The organism is Candidatus Eremiobacteraceae bacterium (assembly GCA_036511855.1).
In the GTDB taxonomy this organism is placed as follows: Bacteria; Vulcanimicrobiota; Vulcanimicrobiia; order Eremiobacterales; family Eremiobacteraceae; genus JABCYQ01.
Genome location: DATCBN010000017.1, coordinates 49,201 through 63,054 on the forward strand (window position 1 = coordinate 49,201; position 13,854 = coordinate 63,054).

The following is a 13,854-nucleotide window of genomic DNA, read 5'->3' on the forward strand; positions in this document are numbered from 1 at the left end:
GACTTCATTTCGTCATCACGATCGGGCCGTATCGCGTGCGCTGGGGAATCAGCGTCGACGAAGGCAACACGCCGTCGTCCTGATCCTGTAGGAGGGCAAGCCGTACTAGGGCAAGCATCGCTTGCCCTTTTGGGTTGTAGGGGCCGGCTCTTGTGGTCGGCCCCGCTTTCCCATCGCAAAAAAAATGGGCAAGCGATGCTTGCCCTAGTACGATGAATGATTTTATCGAATATTAGTCTTGGCGGCCGTAGAGTTCGGCGCCGAATGTAGGCTGGGCCGGTTGGGCGCGACCCGCAAGCTTGACATTGTTGCGGCCATCCTGTTTTGCTGCGTACAACGCGACATCGGCTGCCTTGACGAGAGCCGTCTTCTCGGTCACATCTTGCGGATAGCCGGCGACTCCGATAGAAACGGTGATATTGACCAGCTTCTGCTCGAGCGCGAACATCTTCTCTTCGACCGCTTGGCGGATCCGGCCGGCCACCATCGCCGCCTCGGCTTTGATGGTCTCCGGCATCACGATCGTGAACTCGTCCCCGCCGTAGCGGCAGCAGATGTCCACGCGGCGCGCGTGCTGGCGCAGCACTTCGCCAAGTTGGCGGAGCAGCTCGTCGCCCTGCGGATGTCCGTACGTATCGTTGATGCGCTTGAAAAAATCGACGTCGATGATGAGCAGCGACAGCGACTGACGTGCGGTCTGCGCCTTGCGGAACTCTCCCTCGAGCCGTTCTTGATACGCGCGGTTGGTCAGCAATCCCGTCATCGAGTCGGTCTCTGCAAGCTCAACGGTCTTGCTATGCAAGAGCGCGTTTTGGATGCCGACCGAAGCCAGCCGGATGAGCCGGTCCACGAGGCGCTGCTGTTCGAACGTGAACGCGTTGGGGCGGTTGTCGGTGAAGACGACGCAGCCGATGGTCTGCGTCTCGCTCAAGATCGGGACCACCATGCAGCCGTGGGCGGCTTTCGGTTTGGGCAGACCGCTTTCGCGCGGCTCCCGTTGGAGATCGGCCACGAGCAGCGGCCGTTGTTCCATCGCTGAATATCCGACGATGCCCTCGCCGAACCGTAATTTCGACCCGCGATAGAAATCGGCGTGCGGTCCCGCGAGTGCCTCCGCGCGTAAGATGTCTTCCTTCGTCTCGGCATCGAAAGACGCGATATACACCACGACGTTTTGCCACGGCACCGATTCTTGGAACTGCTTGAGCATGTTGACGAGCTGCGCGAGCACTTCTGGCAGCGCGAGCTTCGTGCCGAGATCGGAGCCGGCCTCAAGCACGCGGTTGATGGCGCGGATCTGACGTTCGGAGCGGCGTCTTGCGACAAGGCCGTACGCGGCGGCTCCATAGGCGACGGCGCCGAAGGTGAGCGCCAGACCGATCTGTGAAGCGAGCTCGGCGGCTGGGTGCGAGAGGCCATCCGCCAACCCATACGCGACGGCGGATGCGATGAGCGCCGCAATCGCATTGATCATCGGTGCTGCCGCTGCGTCGAGCGCGGCGATCAAAACGAGGGCGCTGAAGCCGGAATACCAGCCTACCGCGGAAGCGGCGCCGATGTCGAGCAGGATGACCGCCGCGAAACGGATGCGCGAGAGAACTCCCGCAGTGTCGGCGATCTCGCTGCCGGCGGGCAACGAAAGCAGCGTTGCCGCAATGCCATAGACGAGCAAAAACACCCACGCGAGGTCGGGCAGCGGCGTCGAGATCGGCAACAGGAGCGCTTGGACGATTGCAAGCCAGCGCACTCCCGCAAGCGCGAGCGGATAGGTGATGAATCGCTGGAATTTTTGCTTCTCGTCCGCCACGGTCTCAAATCCGAATCAGGTGATGTCCAAACGGAGCTGCGCCCTCCCCGAGTCCACCGCTCGCGTGACGCGCGGGGAAGCCGCCGGAGGCGCAGGCCTACTCTCTAAGGCATCGGCTAGTTCGCGTGCGCGTCGCACGACCTCCTCAGGCAGCCCTGCCATGTTCGCCACAGCGATTCCATAGGACCGGCTGCTGGCGCCGTGAAGGACCCTGTGGGAGAAGACTGGCCCGCCGCGGCCCTCGGCCACTAAAACGTGGAGATTCTCCACAAGCGGATACGCGGCGGCTAGACCAACCAGTTCGTGGAAGTGTGTTGCGAATAACACCATTGGCATCGCGTCGCCCAAACCCAGCAAATACTCACCGATCGACTGGGCAATGGCAAGTCCGTCGGTGGTGCCGGTGCCGCGCCCGACCTCATCGATCAGCAGCAGACTCCGTGGCGTGCACCGTCGCAGGATCACCGCCATTTCTGCCATCTCGACGTAGAACGTCGATCTTCCTGAGGCGATGTCATCGCCGGCGCCGATGCGCGTGAACAGCCGGTCGACGATGCCGAGCCGGGCCACCGTCGCCGGCACGAACGATCCGGCTTGAGCCAATATCGAGAGCAGCGCGGTCTGACGGAGGTAGGTCGATTTTCCACCCATGTTCGGTCCGGTTATGAAGAGGAAACGCTTGTTCTCGTCCATGCGGCAATCGTTCGGCACGAAATCAACGCCGCCGACGGCCTCGACGATGGGGTGGCGGCCGCCCTCGACTTCATAGACGCGCTCGTCCATCATTTCCGGCCGCACGTAGCGGCGCTCTCCGGCGACTTGAGCGAGCGAACAGTGGACATCGAGTTGCGCGATCGCCCGGGCGGCCTCCAAGAGCGCGCCGGCACACGAGTCGATGCGCGCGAGCACCGCGTCGAATTCCTCGCGCTCGAGCGCGACCTGGCGTGATTTGGCGCCGAGGATGTCGGCTTCCAGCGCTTTGAGCTCAGGGTCGGTGAAACGCTCCGCATTGACGAGACTTTGCCGCCGTTGGAAATGCGCGGGAATGCGCTCCGAGTGCAGGCGTGACACTTCGTAGTAGTAGCCGAACGCTTGCGTGTATTTGATCTTAAGCGACTTGATGCCGGCCTGCACTCGCGCCCGTTCCTCAAGCGCGAGGATGTGATCGCGGCTCCGCGTTCGCAGTTCCACGGTCTCACGCAGACTAGCGTTGTGATCCGGCCGGATCACGCCGCCGTCAACGATCGTCGGCGGCACATCCTCGACGAGCGCGACGCTTAGAAATTCTGCAAGCGTCGCCGGTGCGCCACCGGCTGAGATCAGTTCCGAGAAGGCCCGAATGCGATCGTCTCGCTCGGACGCCAAGACTTCGATCAAACCGCCCATCGCGACGACCGAAGCCCGCAACGCGCTCGCGTCGCGCGGCCCGGCACGTCGCGCGCGCACTTTCTGTACTATCCGCTCGACATCGCCGATGCTCGCGAGCTTGTGCTGCAGCTCCAGCCGCGTGGAGACGCGAGCGGCGAGCGCTTCCACCCGATCGTGACGGGCGCGGATCTCTGCGATATCCACCGACGGTGCGCACAACCGGCGGGAGAGAAGACGCGAGCCCATCGCGGTCTTGGTGCGCGCGAGCACACCGAGCAACGACGCCTTTGCGTTATCGCCCGATGCTGCGACGATATCGAGATGGCGCCGCGTCGACGGGTCGAGCACGAGTGTTCCAATGGCCGAAGATGCGCGCGCTCCGACGCTTTCGGCGATGGCGTCGCCGTCGAGGTGCAGCCTGTTCAGGTAACGGCGCAAGAGGTCGAGCGCTGCCGCCGCGGCGGGCCGCTCGTCGAGTGAAAATGCCTTAATCGACTGCGCGTGTCTGTCTGCGAGAGACTGCGCTGCCTGCGATTCTGCAGCTTCGCCGAATGCGGCGACCCTGCAATTCGGCCCGACGAGAGGCGTCACGTTCAGCGCCTCGCGATCGTCGGCGACGACGACTTCGCTCGGCGCGATGCGGCCAAGTTCGGCTGCGAGTCCGTCGTCGTCGTCCACGACGGTCAGCGCCGCCGTCGCGGTGGACACGTCCGCGTAGGCGATCGCGGTCATCCCGCCGGCGCGCGAGACCGCGCACAGATAGTTCTCCTGTTCGGCGGCGAGGAATTGATCTTCCAGCACGGTGCCGGGCGTCAAGACGCGGACGATCTCGCGGCGCACGAGCGTCTTGCCGTCCGGCGCTTCCATCTGTTCGGCGATCGCGACGACGCGTCGTTGCCGCATGAGACGGGCTAGGTAGGAGTCGACGCTGTGATACGGCACGCCGGCCATCGCGACGCGCCCGGCCTTGCCCGCTTCTTTGGACGTGCAGATGATGTGCAGCGATCGCGCGAGGTCTTCGGCGTCGTCGCCGTACGCTTCGTAGAAATCGCCGACACGAGCTAAGAGCAGCGCCTCGGGATATTGATCTTTGAGCGCGAGGTACTGCGCGATGAGCGGCGAGGCCGCGAACTCGCGCAACGACGAGGTCACACCGCCGTACCCGCTAGACCCCACTGGAACGCTTGATCGACGGCGACGTCGACGAACGCGCGGCCCTCGGTTCTCGCGTCGCGCGGCCAGATCACCGTCGCATTGTGGCCGCTCTTGCCGGCCATGCGAGTCGGATCTTTCTTCGACGGCCCTTGCGTCAGCACGCGCACCGTTTCGCCGAGAAACGATTCGTTGAACTTGCGCATCATCTCGTTTTGCGCCGTGTTGACCCTCTGCAGACGACGGATCTTCTCATCCGCGGGGACTTGCGGCGTCATGGTCGCGGCCGGCGTGCCCGCGCGCGGCGAGTACGCGAAGATGAACGCATATTCGAAAGTTCCACGATTCACGAGGTCGAGCGTGCACTGGAAATCTTCTTCAGTCTCGGTTGGGTAGCCGACGATGAGATCGGTGGTCAGCGCCCAGCGCGGCAGCTTCTCGCGGAAGTATGCGATCTTTTCGAGATACTCTTCGATCGTGTAAAGTCTTGCCATCGCCTTGAGCACGCTGTTGCTCGCGCTTTGCACCGGAAGATGCAATCGTGGTGCGACGTTCGGCAGTTGCGCGAGCGCGTCGACGACGTCCGGCCCGAAATCTTTGGGATGCGAGGTGAGAAAGGTGAGCCGCTCCAGCCCTTCGATGCGGCCGATGCGCATGAGGAGGCGAGAAAAATCCAGACCGCTCGCTTCATGGTAGTACGAATTCACGTTTTGGCCGAGCAAGGTGATCTCTTTGGCGCCGCAGCGGATCTCGCGCCGCACCTGGCTCTCGATCTCATCGGGATCGAGACTTTCGAGCGGACCGCGGGTGTACGGCACGATGCAATACGTGCAGAACTTCTCGCAGCCGCGTGTGATATTGACGAGCGCTCGGAAATGCGCGTACTGGGCCGGCCCATCCAGACCCGGATCGTCTTCGGCGGACGGCATGGTGAAAGTTGTGTCGGGCGGAGGCGAGTCGCTCGGGACGCCCCACTCGGTGAGCAACTGTTTGAAGCGATTGTATTCGCGCGGACCGAGGAGCGCGTCGATCCACGGCGCCTTGGTGCGCATGATTGCGCGGTCTTTTTCTGCTAAACAGCCGGCCACGAGCACTTTTGTGTCGGGGTGTTCGTCCTTGAACGGCTTCAGTTGCCCGAGGCGGCCGTAGACCCGCGTTTCCGCCTTTTCGCGGATCGCGCACGTATTGAGGATGATGATATCAGCCTGCGCCGGGTCGTTGGTGAACGTGCAGCCCATCGTCCAAGCCTGGTGCGCGAGGCCGTTCGAGTCGGCCGCGTTCATCTGACAACCGAACGTCTGAAGGTATATTGAAGCCATGGCGAAGCGTGTTCCCGATGTCGCGGACCGTTTCCGGCATAGCCGATATACCTAAGGATGAAGGACCGGCTTGTTTACGTCGACGGACTACGGGCAATTGCGGTGCTCGGCGTCGTCTTGAGCCACGCCGCGAAATACTCCATGTCGTTCATAAACGGAGGCGCCCCATATCATGCGATGTACGAAGGTGCACATGGTGTCGACCTCTTCTTCGTCATTTCGGGATTCTGCCTGAGCTTCCCGACGCTTGCCGCGATCCGAAAGGGTGTCGGACGACCTTTTGACGTTGCCGGATTCTTCGCCCGTCGGATCGTGCGCATCGTGCCGCCCTACTGGATCGCGTTTGTCATTGTCCTCGCTGGATCCATCGGATTCGTCGCCGCTGGCTACGCGCTTCCGTGGCCGACCGTCATCATGCCGCCAACGGTGGCGAACGGTTTGATGCAACTCGCGTTCCTCACGCCCGGGAACAACCTCGTCGGATCATTTTGGACCCTCGCGGTTGAGTTCCGTTGGTATTTGGCCTTCCCGCTAATATTGTGGATTTGGATCCGATCGCCGGCAGTGTTCGCAGCCGTTGGGGCCGCCGCGTTGGTGCTCTATGCGACCCATGAGACAAGGATCGTCGATCTTGCGACGCTGCCGGCATTCATGCTGGGCATCGTCGCCGCCGACATGACCATCCGGCGTCATCGGATTTGCGCGTGGGCCGTCGTCCTTTGCGTCCCCGCGCTTCTCGCTGCGCTTTGGCTCGAACCGAAGGGGCACTTGAATTTCGCCTATCAAGATCAAATCTGGTGGCAAGCGCCGTTCTTTTTTCTGATTCTCGCGGCCGGCGCGAATAAGCCGCTGCAGGCCATCCTCGAATTCAAACCGCTTGTTTTCATAGGCGTCGCCTCGTACAGCATCTACCTGCTGCACGATCCATTAATGGCACTTTACGGGGAATACGGTGGCACGAACCCGTTTGCATGCGCGCTTATCGGCGTACTTTCCGGCGTGCTATTTTGGTGGTATTGCGAGCGACCGTTCGTCTCTGCGCCGCTTAAGGGTACTCTCGTTTCGCAAATCACGGACATATTCCATGCCGTACGGCGTCTGCTTCGAATTCCCGGCACGATTCCGTCTCCCGCTCCTGCGGCAGCGCCGCTTTCGTCCAAGCTCTAGTGGGCGGGCGCGAGGCGCTGAAGCAACGATAGGGGGAGATAGACCTTTCCGCCGACCATCGCCGGTGCGATGGTGAACGTCGCCGCTTTGCCGTTGAGGGTGTAATCGCGCGACCCCACCGCACACTGCAGTTCGATGCCGCGGCCGTGGATCGCGATCACGTCGCCGGAGATCGCCACGTTCGCTCCTGGCAGATATGACGCGAGTGACGCGAGGACGTCATCGGTCGCGCCTGAGTTGCCCGATCCGCTTAGGGCCGCCGCGACCGAGATCACGCTCAACGTGTCGGGAAAGACATCGACGACGCGGGTGATGCGTCCTGGCGACTTGCCGGTGACGGTCACGATATGAAAGCCGCCTTGCACCGACTTCGCTTCGAGCGGCAGCGAGCCGGCTCGTGCACCGTCGATGAACACGTTGTCGCCTGCGGTCCCTCGCACGCTCAAAAAACCCGGCGACTTCGATGCGTCGGATTGGCCGGGACTCGGGCCGATTCGCTGCAGCACGAGGCTTATAGGCGTGGTCTGGCCCACGTTCACATCGACTCCGGCGGTCTGGACGTTCCATCCCGCGCGTGAGACGGTGAGCGAGTGATGCCCCGGCAGCAAGTCGTCGACAAATGCAGGCGTCCGCCCTAGATAGTTGCCGTCCATCCATACTTCCGCACCCGAGGGCAGCGACGTGACGTACGCACCCCCATGCGGCGCCAACGTGGCGGCCGGCGTCGGACGCGGATCGGCTCGGCCGATGGCGGAACCGGTCAAGACCGTACAGGCGCAGACCAACGCGCAAGCTATTTGTCGCACGTGCGTTTTTTCGCAACGCCGTGGCTATCGCCCTGGGCAAACACACGCTGCAACCGAGGCCGAGCGCGGTCGCGCGGCGAAGCATGACCGCCCTTGAGTACCTCGCCGATCGTCGCCCTCGTTGGGCGCCCCAACGTGGGTAAATCCGCGTTGTTCAATCGATTGCTCGGTCGCCGCCTCGCCATCGTCGAGGAAACCCCCGGCGTGACCCGCGATCGCCTCTACGCGCCCGTGGAGTGGCTTGGGCGGCGATTCACGGTCGTCGATACCGGCGGGATCGATACCGGCGACGTCGACGACATCATGGAGCAGACGCGGGCGCAAGCAGAGCTGGCCATCCGCGAAGCCGATGTCGTGATCTTCGTGGTGGACGCGCAAACCGGCGTGGTCAGCGGCGACGACGACGTCGCCGGCTTGCTCCGGCCGCAGCGCGAAAAGGTGCTCCTCGTCGCGAACAAGGTTGAATCCCCTAATTCGAGCGCCAATATCTACGAGTTTTGTTCGCTAGGCTTCGATGTGCCGATGGCCGTATCGGCGGTCCACGGCTTGCAAAGCGGCGATCTGCTCGACGCCATCGTGGCAATGCTGCCCCAAGACAAGACGGGCGACGACGAAGACGACGGCGCCGTTCGTCTCGCGATCATCGGTCAGCCCAATGTCGGCAAGTCATCGCTGGTCAACGCGCTCGTCGGCCACAAGCGGGCCATCGTCTCCGCGACGCCCGGCACGACCCGTGACGCCACCGACACCGAGACGGAACGCGACGGCCGACGGTTCGTGATCATCGATACGGCCGGCATTCGCCGCCACGTCAATCAGGGGCCGGCACTCGACTATTACAGCAGCCTGCGGTCCGTGACGGCTATCGGCCGCTGCGACGTCGCTCTCCTGATGATCGACGCGCAAGTGGGCGCCACGGCGCAGGACCGCCGGATAGCCGGCCTCGCCACCGAAGAGGGCAAGGCGCTCGCGATCATGGTCAACAAGTGGGACTTGGTCGACGCGGCTGCCTTTGACCGCGCTGAAGTGGAAGGAGCGCTGCGGGCGGATTTCTCGTTCGCGCCGTATGCTGCGCTGCTCTTCGGCTCTGCGCTCACGAAAAAGGGCGTCCACAAGATTTGGGAGACCGTCGCGGCCTGCGCAGACGAGCGCCGCAAACGGGTGCCGACCTCTCGCCTCAATCACGTCATCCGCGATGCTTTCCGGACGCATCCGCCGGCGTTGTTCAAAGGCAACGCCATGAAGTGCTACTACGTCACGCAAGCGGGTACCGCACCGCCCGAGTTCGTCTTCTTCGTCAACGATCCGCGGTTGCTGCACTTCTCCTATCAGCGCTACCTCGAGAATACCATTCGTGAAGCTTTCGGATTCATGGGAACGCCGATCAAGATGGAGTTCCGGCCGCGAGTCCAACAGGATGCCGCGACTCACGAAGATATGATTCTTTCCACCGGCGCAGGTGCGGCGGAGGAAAAGGTATGACCGCAACGGCGGTTGCGCTGCTTTTGGGTGCCTATTTGGTCGGCTCGATCCCGTTTGGCATCTTGGTGGGGCGCGGGCTATTCGGCGTCGATCCGCGAGAAGTCGGCAGCGGCAACATCGGCACCGTTAATTCTATGCGCGCCCTCGGGAAGTTTGGCGGAGCCCTCGTCCTCATCGGGGACGTCATAAAAGGAATCGCGCCGACGCTCGTGGCCGGCGCGATCCTTCACCTCGATGCGTGGCTTGTCGCCGCCACCGGTCTTGCGACCATCGCCGGTCACAATTGGTCGGTTTTTCTGCGGTTCGGTGGCGGAAAAGGCGTGGCGACGGGCTTGGGCGTAGTCGGGGTGCTGGCCTGGCAGGCGGCGCTTGCTTTTGCGGTGGTGTGGCTCGCCACCGTCCTGATCACCCGCTATGCTTCTCTCGCGTCGATCCTCGGCAGCGCCGCAGTCCCGCTGGCATTCGTCGCGGTAAAGTCCCCTGTCGCGTATGTCGTGTTCGGCGTTGTGGCGCTCGTCTTCGTGATGTGGCGGCACGCCACCAATATACAGCGATTGTTCGCCGGTACTGAGTTGAAGCTCGGACAAAGATCTTAGACCCTGTACGAGGGCGAGCAATGCTTGCCCAAAAGGAGCACAATGATCTCGACCAACGATTTTCGCACCGGCGTCACGATTTTATTCGACAATAATCTGTGGACCGTCGTCGATTTCCAACACGTCAAGCCTGGAAAAGGTTCGGCGTTCGTGCGCACACGGCTCAAGAACGTGTTGCGCGGCAACGTTCTCGAGAAGACGTTTCGAGCGGGCGAGATGCTGGAACGCGCCATCATCGAGACGCGCGACATGCAATATCTCTATGGCGCCGGCGACGACTATCATTTCATGGATCAGTCGAACTACGAACAGATCTCGTTGACCCACGACGTGCTCGGCGAAAACACCGACCTGCTCAAAGAGGGCATGGTCATCACGGTGCAGTTTCACGACGGCCGCGTGATCACGGGCGCTCTGCCCAATCATATCGAACTGCTCGTCGCTGAAACCGATCCGGGATTCCGAGGCGATACGGCGACAAACGTGGGGAAGCCGGCCAAGCTCGAGACCGGTGCGTCGATCCAAGTGCCGCTCTTCATCAATCCGGGCGATAAAATCCGCATCGACACCCGCGACCGCAAATACATCGCGCGCATCCAATAACCACGTTGGTTCTATCGTACGAGGGCAATCCGTACTAGGGCAAGCATCGCTTGCCCCGTTCTTTGGTAGGAGGGCAAGCATCGCTTGCCCATCGCAAAAAATGGGTGAGCGATGCTCACCCTCCTACATTTCGCAATCCCCTATTACAGGTTCACTTCCGTGCCGCCGCCGCGAGACTTCACACGTTCGTACACGAACTCGGCGCAGGCGAGATCTTCGATTGCGACGCCAAGCGATTCGAAAAGCGTGATCTCACCGGCGCTGCTTCTGCCCGCCACTTTGCCGGCTAGGATGTCGCCGAGAAGGGCGATGTCCGGCCGCGGATCAAGCGCGCCATCGCGGATCGCCAGCACGATGTCGCCGGCTTCCGTCATCGCCCCCTCGAGAGAATCGCAGACGATGCGCGACCGGCCGACGAGCGCAGACGTGAGTTCCCGCGCGCGCGGAGTACATGCGCCGACGGCGTTGATATGTATTCCCGGCGCCACGTGCTGCACGTCGAGGATTGGGTCGGCTGAGGCTGTCACCGTGCAGACCACGTCCACGCCGCGGCATGCGTCTTCGACCGACGCGACGGCCTTAATGGTGATTCCGCCGCCGGAATCATGCGCCGCAAGTTCAGATGCCTTGCTCTCATCACGGCCCCACACACGTATGGACTCGACCGACTTGAGCGTGCACATCGCTTCGATGTGCGCTCGCGCCTGCACACCCGTGCCCAAGATCGCGACCGCGGAAAATCCGGAACGCGCAAGCGCGTGGGACGCGATCGCCGACGCGGCGGCGGTGCGGATTTCAGTTATGTAACGGCCGTCCAACAAAGCCAGCGGCTCGCCCGTCTCACTCGAGAAGAGTGCGATCACGGCATTGTGCGTGTGCTTGCCTAACGCCGAGTTCTTGGGAAATACCGTGACCAGTTTCGCGCCCAACGCCGGCTTTTCGCCGCGCACCGATCCGGGCATTGCGCCGAGCAGCCCCTCGTCGCCCCACGCAACCGAACGCAACGGGAACGCTGCCCGTCCATTTGCATGCTCGACGAACGCGCTCTGCACGACTTCAATCGCGTCGCGCATAGAGAGCGTTGCGGCGACGTCGAATTCCGAAAGTATCAGCACGCAGACCTAACACCCGGGAAGACTTGCCAGCGCGACCCGCGCGCCGAGCCGTTAAGAATCGGTCCGCTTTTGGTCGCGCTTTGCTAGGGTTTCAACGACCGTGGCGACGGTCTGAAGGGCCAATGCGCCTACGATCGTCGCTCCGATGATCAACGCGATTACAAGATCCATTGCGTCACCCCTTTGTCGAACGGTTCACGTTACATAACTACCGGACCGTGGGCGAAAAGGTTTCGGCCGGCTGGACGGCCGGCCGTTCGTAGGCCGACTACTGATTGAAGAGATTCTTCAGGACCTGGCCGGCCACCGCACCGCCGACCGCCCCGCCTGCGACGGTGTTTCCCGTCATCTCGTGCCCGAGATACGGGGCGATCGCATGTGCGAGCCCGCTGATCGTGAGCGACTGCAGCCAGATCTTCCCTGGGCCGGTGAGTTTCGCCAAGAACAATCCCTGATTGCCGAACAAGACGTTCGCGATGCCGGGCACCATTTGGATGTCGAAGTTCACGTTTTCTTCGAACATGCCCACGTGGCCGGGATGCACGAGCAGGCCTTGCCCGGCGGCCAAGTCGTACGTCACGACCTCGCCGTCGAGCTCTACCCACGCCTGAGCGGTGCCGCCGATCTTCTGCAAGACGAGCCCACTGCCGCCGAAGACTCCCGCGCCGAGCGACCGCTGGAACCCGATGGTAAGTTCGACGCCGGGCGTGCCGCACAAAAATCCGTGCCGGTGGATCATGTAGCCTTTGCCGGGCGTCACGTCGACCGCCATGATCTGGCCCGGAAGCTTGGTGGCGAACGCGACCATGCCGGGCGAATCCTGAGCGGTGTATTCCGTCATGAACAGCCCGCCGCCGCTCGCGGCGCGCATGATGGCTCCGAAAAGGCCTTTGGCGCCAGCGCCGGCGGTGGAGGTCTTCAATTGGACGTTGCCTGAGATCCACGACAGTTCGCCGGGTTCGGCTATGATCGTCTCGCCGGGCTGCAGCATCATCTCGAGCACGGGCATGGTTGTGCCGAGGATCTTGTGGTCCATTTCTTCTCCTAATGCCGGGTTTTCAGGCTTCGATGAGACGCCTGCCATCGCCGTGCTAGCGTTCGCTTGTAGGCGTGGGTCCGCCCCTTTAGCGCACATTCATACTTCAACGCCGCGCTCTTGGTTGCAAAGCGTCTGACGTAGGCGAGCACGACCGGGAGTTTGCCTCGCAATATTTTAGCACCGCGGCCGGCGTTGTGGACGGCTAATCGCGCCGCGGGGTCCGCGGCATACCCGCAATAATATGCGCCGTCGCGGGTCAGTGCCAGATATACATGGTGCCGGCCCATCGCAAAGCTGAAGCGGCGCCCTAAAGCCGGCCGGTCCAGCGGGCGAACGCATCGTTGGGCACGCCAAGCGCGTCCAGCGCCTTGCCAACCGAATGATTGACGATATCGTCGACGGATTGCGGACGGCTGTAGAAGCCTGGAATTGGGGGAACGATCGACGCCCCGATGGATGCCAGCCGCGCGAGCGTGCGCAAGTGGCCGAGGTGAAGCGGCGTTTCGCGCACCATCAGCACGAGCGGCCGGCGCTCTTTCAACATGACGTCCGCCGCGCGAACCAGCAAGTTGTCGTTAAGCGAATACGCGATGGCCGCGGCGGTCTTCACCGAACACGGCGCCACGATCATCCCGTCGGTCCGAAACGATCCGCTTGAGATGGCTGCTGCGAGGTTCGCCGGGTCGTGCACGACGTTTGCGAGCTTCTCGACTTGCGCCGGCTTGAAATCCGTCTCAAGTTCCATGGTGCGCGCCGCCGAGCGCGACATCACGAGATGAATCTCCGCGCCGGGCAGGGTGGCCAAGATCTCAAGCGCGCGAACGCCGTACACGGATCCGCTCGCGCCGGTGATGCCGACGACGTAGCGTTTCACGTCGTCAGGCCTCACGGATCCGCATTCGGAAGCGGTGATCGTAGCGGGCCGGCGCACAACGGGCACACGATACCGGCACGGCCGGACGCCGCCGCCGCACGAACTCCACGCCGCACGACGGACACGCGAGCACGTAGCGGCGGCTGCTCCGGCGGATCGGAATCGGCATGCTATGGTAGATGCTGCTGAGCCCGACGTCGCGCATCTTGCGCTTGAAGTGCGCCCCGTGGCCGCTCGGCAATCCGCGCTTATGCAGCCACGCGTGCACCATTTCGTGCAGCATGGTGTTCTCGAGGTGATCGGGATAGGCCGACAACAATGGCTCCGACAACTCGATGACCGCCGGTTTGTAGACGATGCGTCCGGCGACGGACGTCATGCGCGGATTATAGCGGATGTGATAGGCCGGCAACTCCGCGCAGAAGTGTGACGCATTGAGCCGGGCGAAAAGCAACTGCAACTCAGGCAAAGCGGGCAACGCCGCCTCGGCGGCCAGCGCGATGTTCCTCACGTATGCGCGCTTTTC

12 protein-coding genes are annotated in these 13,854 nt (G+C 62.6%); 4 read left to right on the plus strand and 8 right to left on the minus strand.

What is annotated here, in order from left to right:
• Positions 1-232: 232 nt before the first annotated feature.
• From VII69_02880 to miaB, 3 genes are read right to left on the minus strand one after another with little or no spacing between them, the layout of a single operon-like run.
• Positions 233-1,807 (minus strand): sensor domain-containing diguanylate cyclase, encoded by a 1,575-nt coding sequence (locus VII69_02880; protein HEY5094041.1) that lies wholly within the window; start codon positions 1,805-1,807, stop codon positions 233-235.
• A 15-nt stretch (positions 1,808-1,822) separates the two neighbouring features.
• A complete protein-coding gene (gene mutS, locus VII69_02885) occupies positions 1,823-4,351 on the minus strand; it encodes a DNA mismatch repair protein MutS (GenBank protein ID HEY5094042.1) in 2,529 nt (842 codons plus the stop codon).
• Positions 4,324-5,646, minus strand: coding sequence for a tRNA (N6-isopentenyl adenosine(37)-C2)-methylthiotransferase MiaB (gene miaB / locus VII69_02890; protein HEY5094043.1), 1,323 nt, complete (start codon positions 5,644-5,646; stop codon positions 4,324-4,326). Before miaB ends, mutS begins: the two co-directional genes overlap by 28 nt.
• 57 nt (positions 5,647-5,703) lie before the next feature.
• On the opposite strand from miaB, the gene VII69_02895 reads away from it, so the two are divergent.
• Positions 5,704-6,813, plus strand: coding sequence for an acyltransferase (locus tag VII69_02895; protein HEY5094044.1), 1,110 nt, complete (start codon positions 5,704-5,706; stop codon positions 6,811-6,813).
• On the opposite strand, the gene VII69_02900 is transcribed toward VII69_02895, so the two are convergent.
• Positions 6,810-7,619 carry a PEGA domain-containing protein gene (locus VII69_02900; GenBank protein ID HEY5094045.1) on the minus strand — a complete coding sequence of 270 codons (810 nt, stop codon included), beginning with the start codon at positions 7,617-7,619 and terminating at the stop codon, positions 6,810-6,812. The two genes, VII69_02895 and VII69_02900, sit on opposite strands and share 4 nt — an antisense overlap.
• Before the next feature lie 93 nt (positions 7,620-7,712).
• Here VII69_02900 and der point away from each other — a divergent pair, with 93 nt between their 5' ends.
• From der to efp, 3 genes are read left to right on the plus strand one after another with little or no spacing between them, the layout of a single operon-like run.
• Positions 7,713-9,101, plus strand: coding sequence for a ribosome biogenesis GTPase Der (gene der / locus VII69_02905; GenBank protein HEY5094046.1), 1,389 nt, complete (start codon positions 7,713-7,715; stop codon positions 9,099-9,101).
• The gene (gene plsY / locus VII69_02910) at positions 9,098-9,697 is read left to right on the plus strand and encodes a glycerol-3-phosphate 1-O-acyltransferase PlsY (protein ID HEY5094047.1); all 600 of its coding nucleotides are present in this window, start codon (positions 9,098-9,100) and stop codon (positions 9,695-9,697) included. Before der ends, plsY begins: the two co-directional genes overlap by 4 nt.
• Positions 9,698-9,739: 42 nt before the next feature.
• A complete protein-coding gene (efp, locus tag VII69_02915; protein HEY5094048.1) occupies positions 9,740-10,300 on the plus strand; it encodes an elongation factor P in 561 nt (186 codons plus the stop codon).
• A 143-nt stretch (positions 10,301-10,443) separates the two neighbouring features.
• On the opposite strand, the gene VII69_02920 is transcribed toward efp, so the two are convergent.
• From VII69_02920 to VII69_02935, 4 genes are all read right to left on the minus strand, one after another.
• Positions 10,444-11,415, minus strand: coding sequence for an ornithine cyclodeaminase family protein (locus tag VII69_02920; GenBank protein ID HEY5094049.1), 972 nt, complete (start codon positions 11,413-11,415; stop codon positions 10,444-10,446).
• 268 nt (positions 11,416-11,683) lie between these two features.
• Positions 11,684-12,451, minus strand: coding sequence for a TIGR00266 family protein (locus tag VII69_02925; GenBank protein HEY5094050.1), 768 nt, complete (start codon positions 12,449-12,451; stop codon positions 11,684-11,686).
• Between the two features lie 310 nt (positions 12,452-12,761).
• Positions 12,762-13,343 (minus strand): UbiX family flavin prenyltransferase, encoded by a 582-nt coding sequence (locus VII69_02930; protein HEY5094051.1) that lies wholly within the window; start codon positions 13,341-13,343, stop codon positions 12,762-12,764.
• The gene (locus VII69_02935; GenBank protein ID HEY5094052.1) at positions 13,333-13,839 is read right to left on the minus strand and encodes a SprT-like domain-containing protein; all 507 of its coding nucleotides are present in this window, start codon (positions 13,837-13,839) and stop codon (positions 13,333-13,335) included. Before VII69_02935 ends, VII69_02930 begins: the two co-directional genes overlap by 11 nt.
• Between the last annotated feature and the right edge of the window lie 15 nt (positions 13,840-13,854).

Excerpts from the sequence above, each read along its gene's own strand:
- efp (HEY5094048.1), top strand. The coding sequence starts at position 9,740 with ATGATCTCGACCAACGATTTTCGCACCGGCGTCACGATTTTATTCGAC.
- VII69_02925 (HEY5094050.1), bottom strand. The coding sequence starts at position 12,451 with ATGGACCACAAGATCCTCGGCACAACCATGCCCGTGCTCGAGATGATG.
- miaB (HEY5094043.1), bottom strand. The coding sequence starts at position 5,646 with ATGGCTTCAATATACCTTCAGACGTTCGGTTGTCAGATGAACGCGGCC.
- plsY (HEY5094047.1), top strand. The coding sequence starts at position 9,098 with ATGACCGCAACGGCGGTTGCGCTGCTTTTGGGTGCCTATTTGGTCGGC.
- VII69_02895 (HEY5094044.1), top strand. The coding sequence starts at position 5,704 with ATGAAGGACCGGCTTGTTTACGTCGACGGACTACGGGCAATTGCGGTG.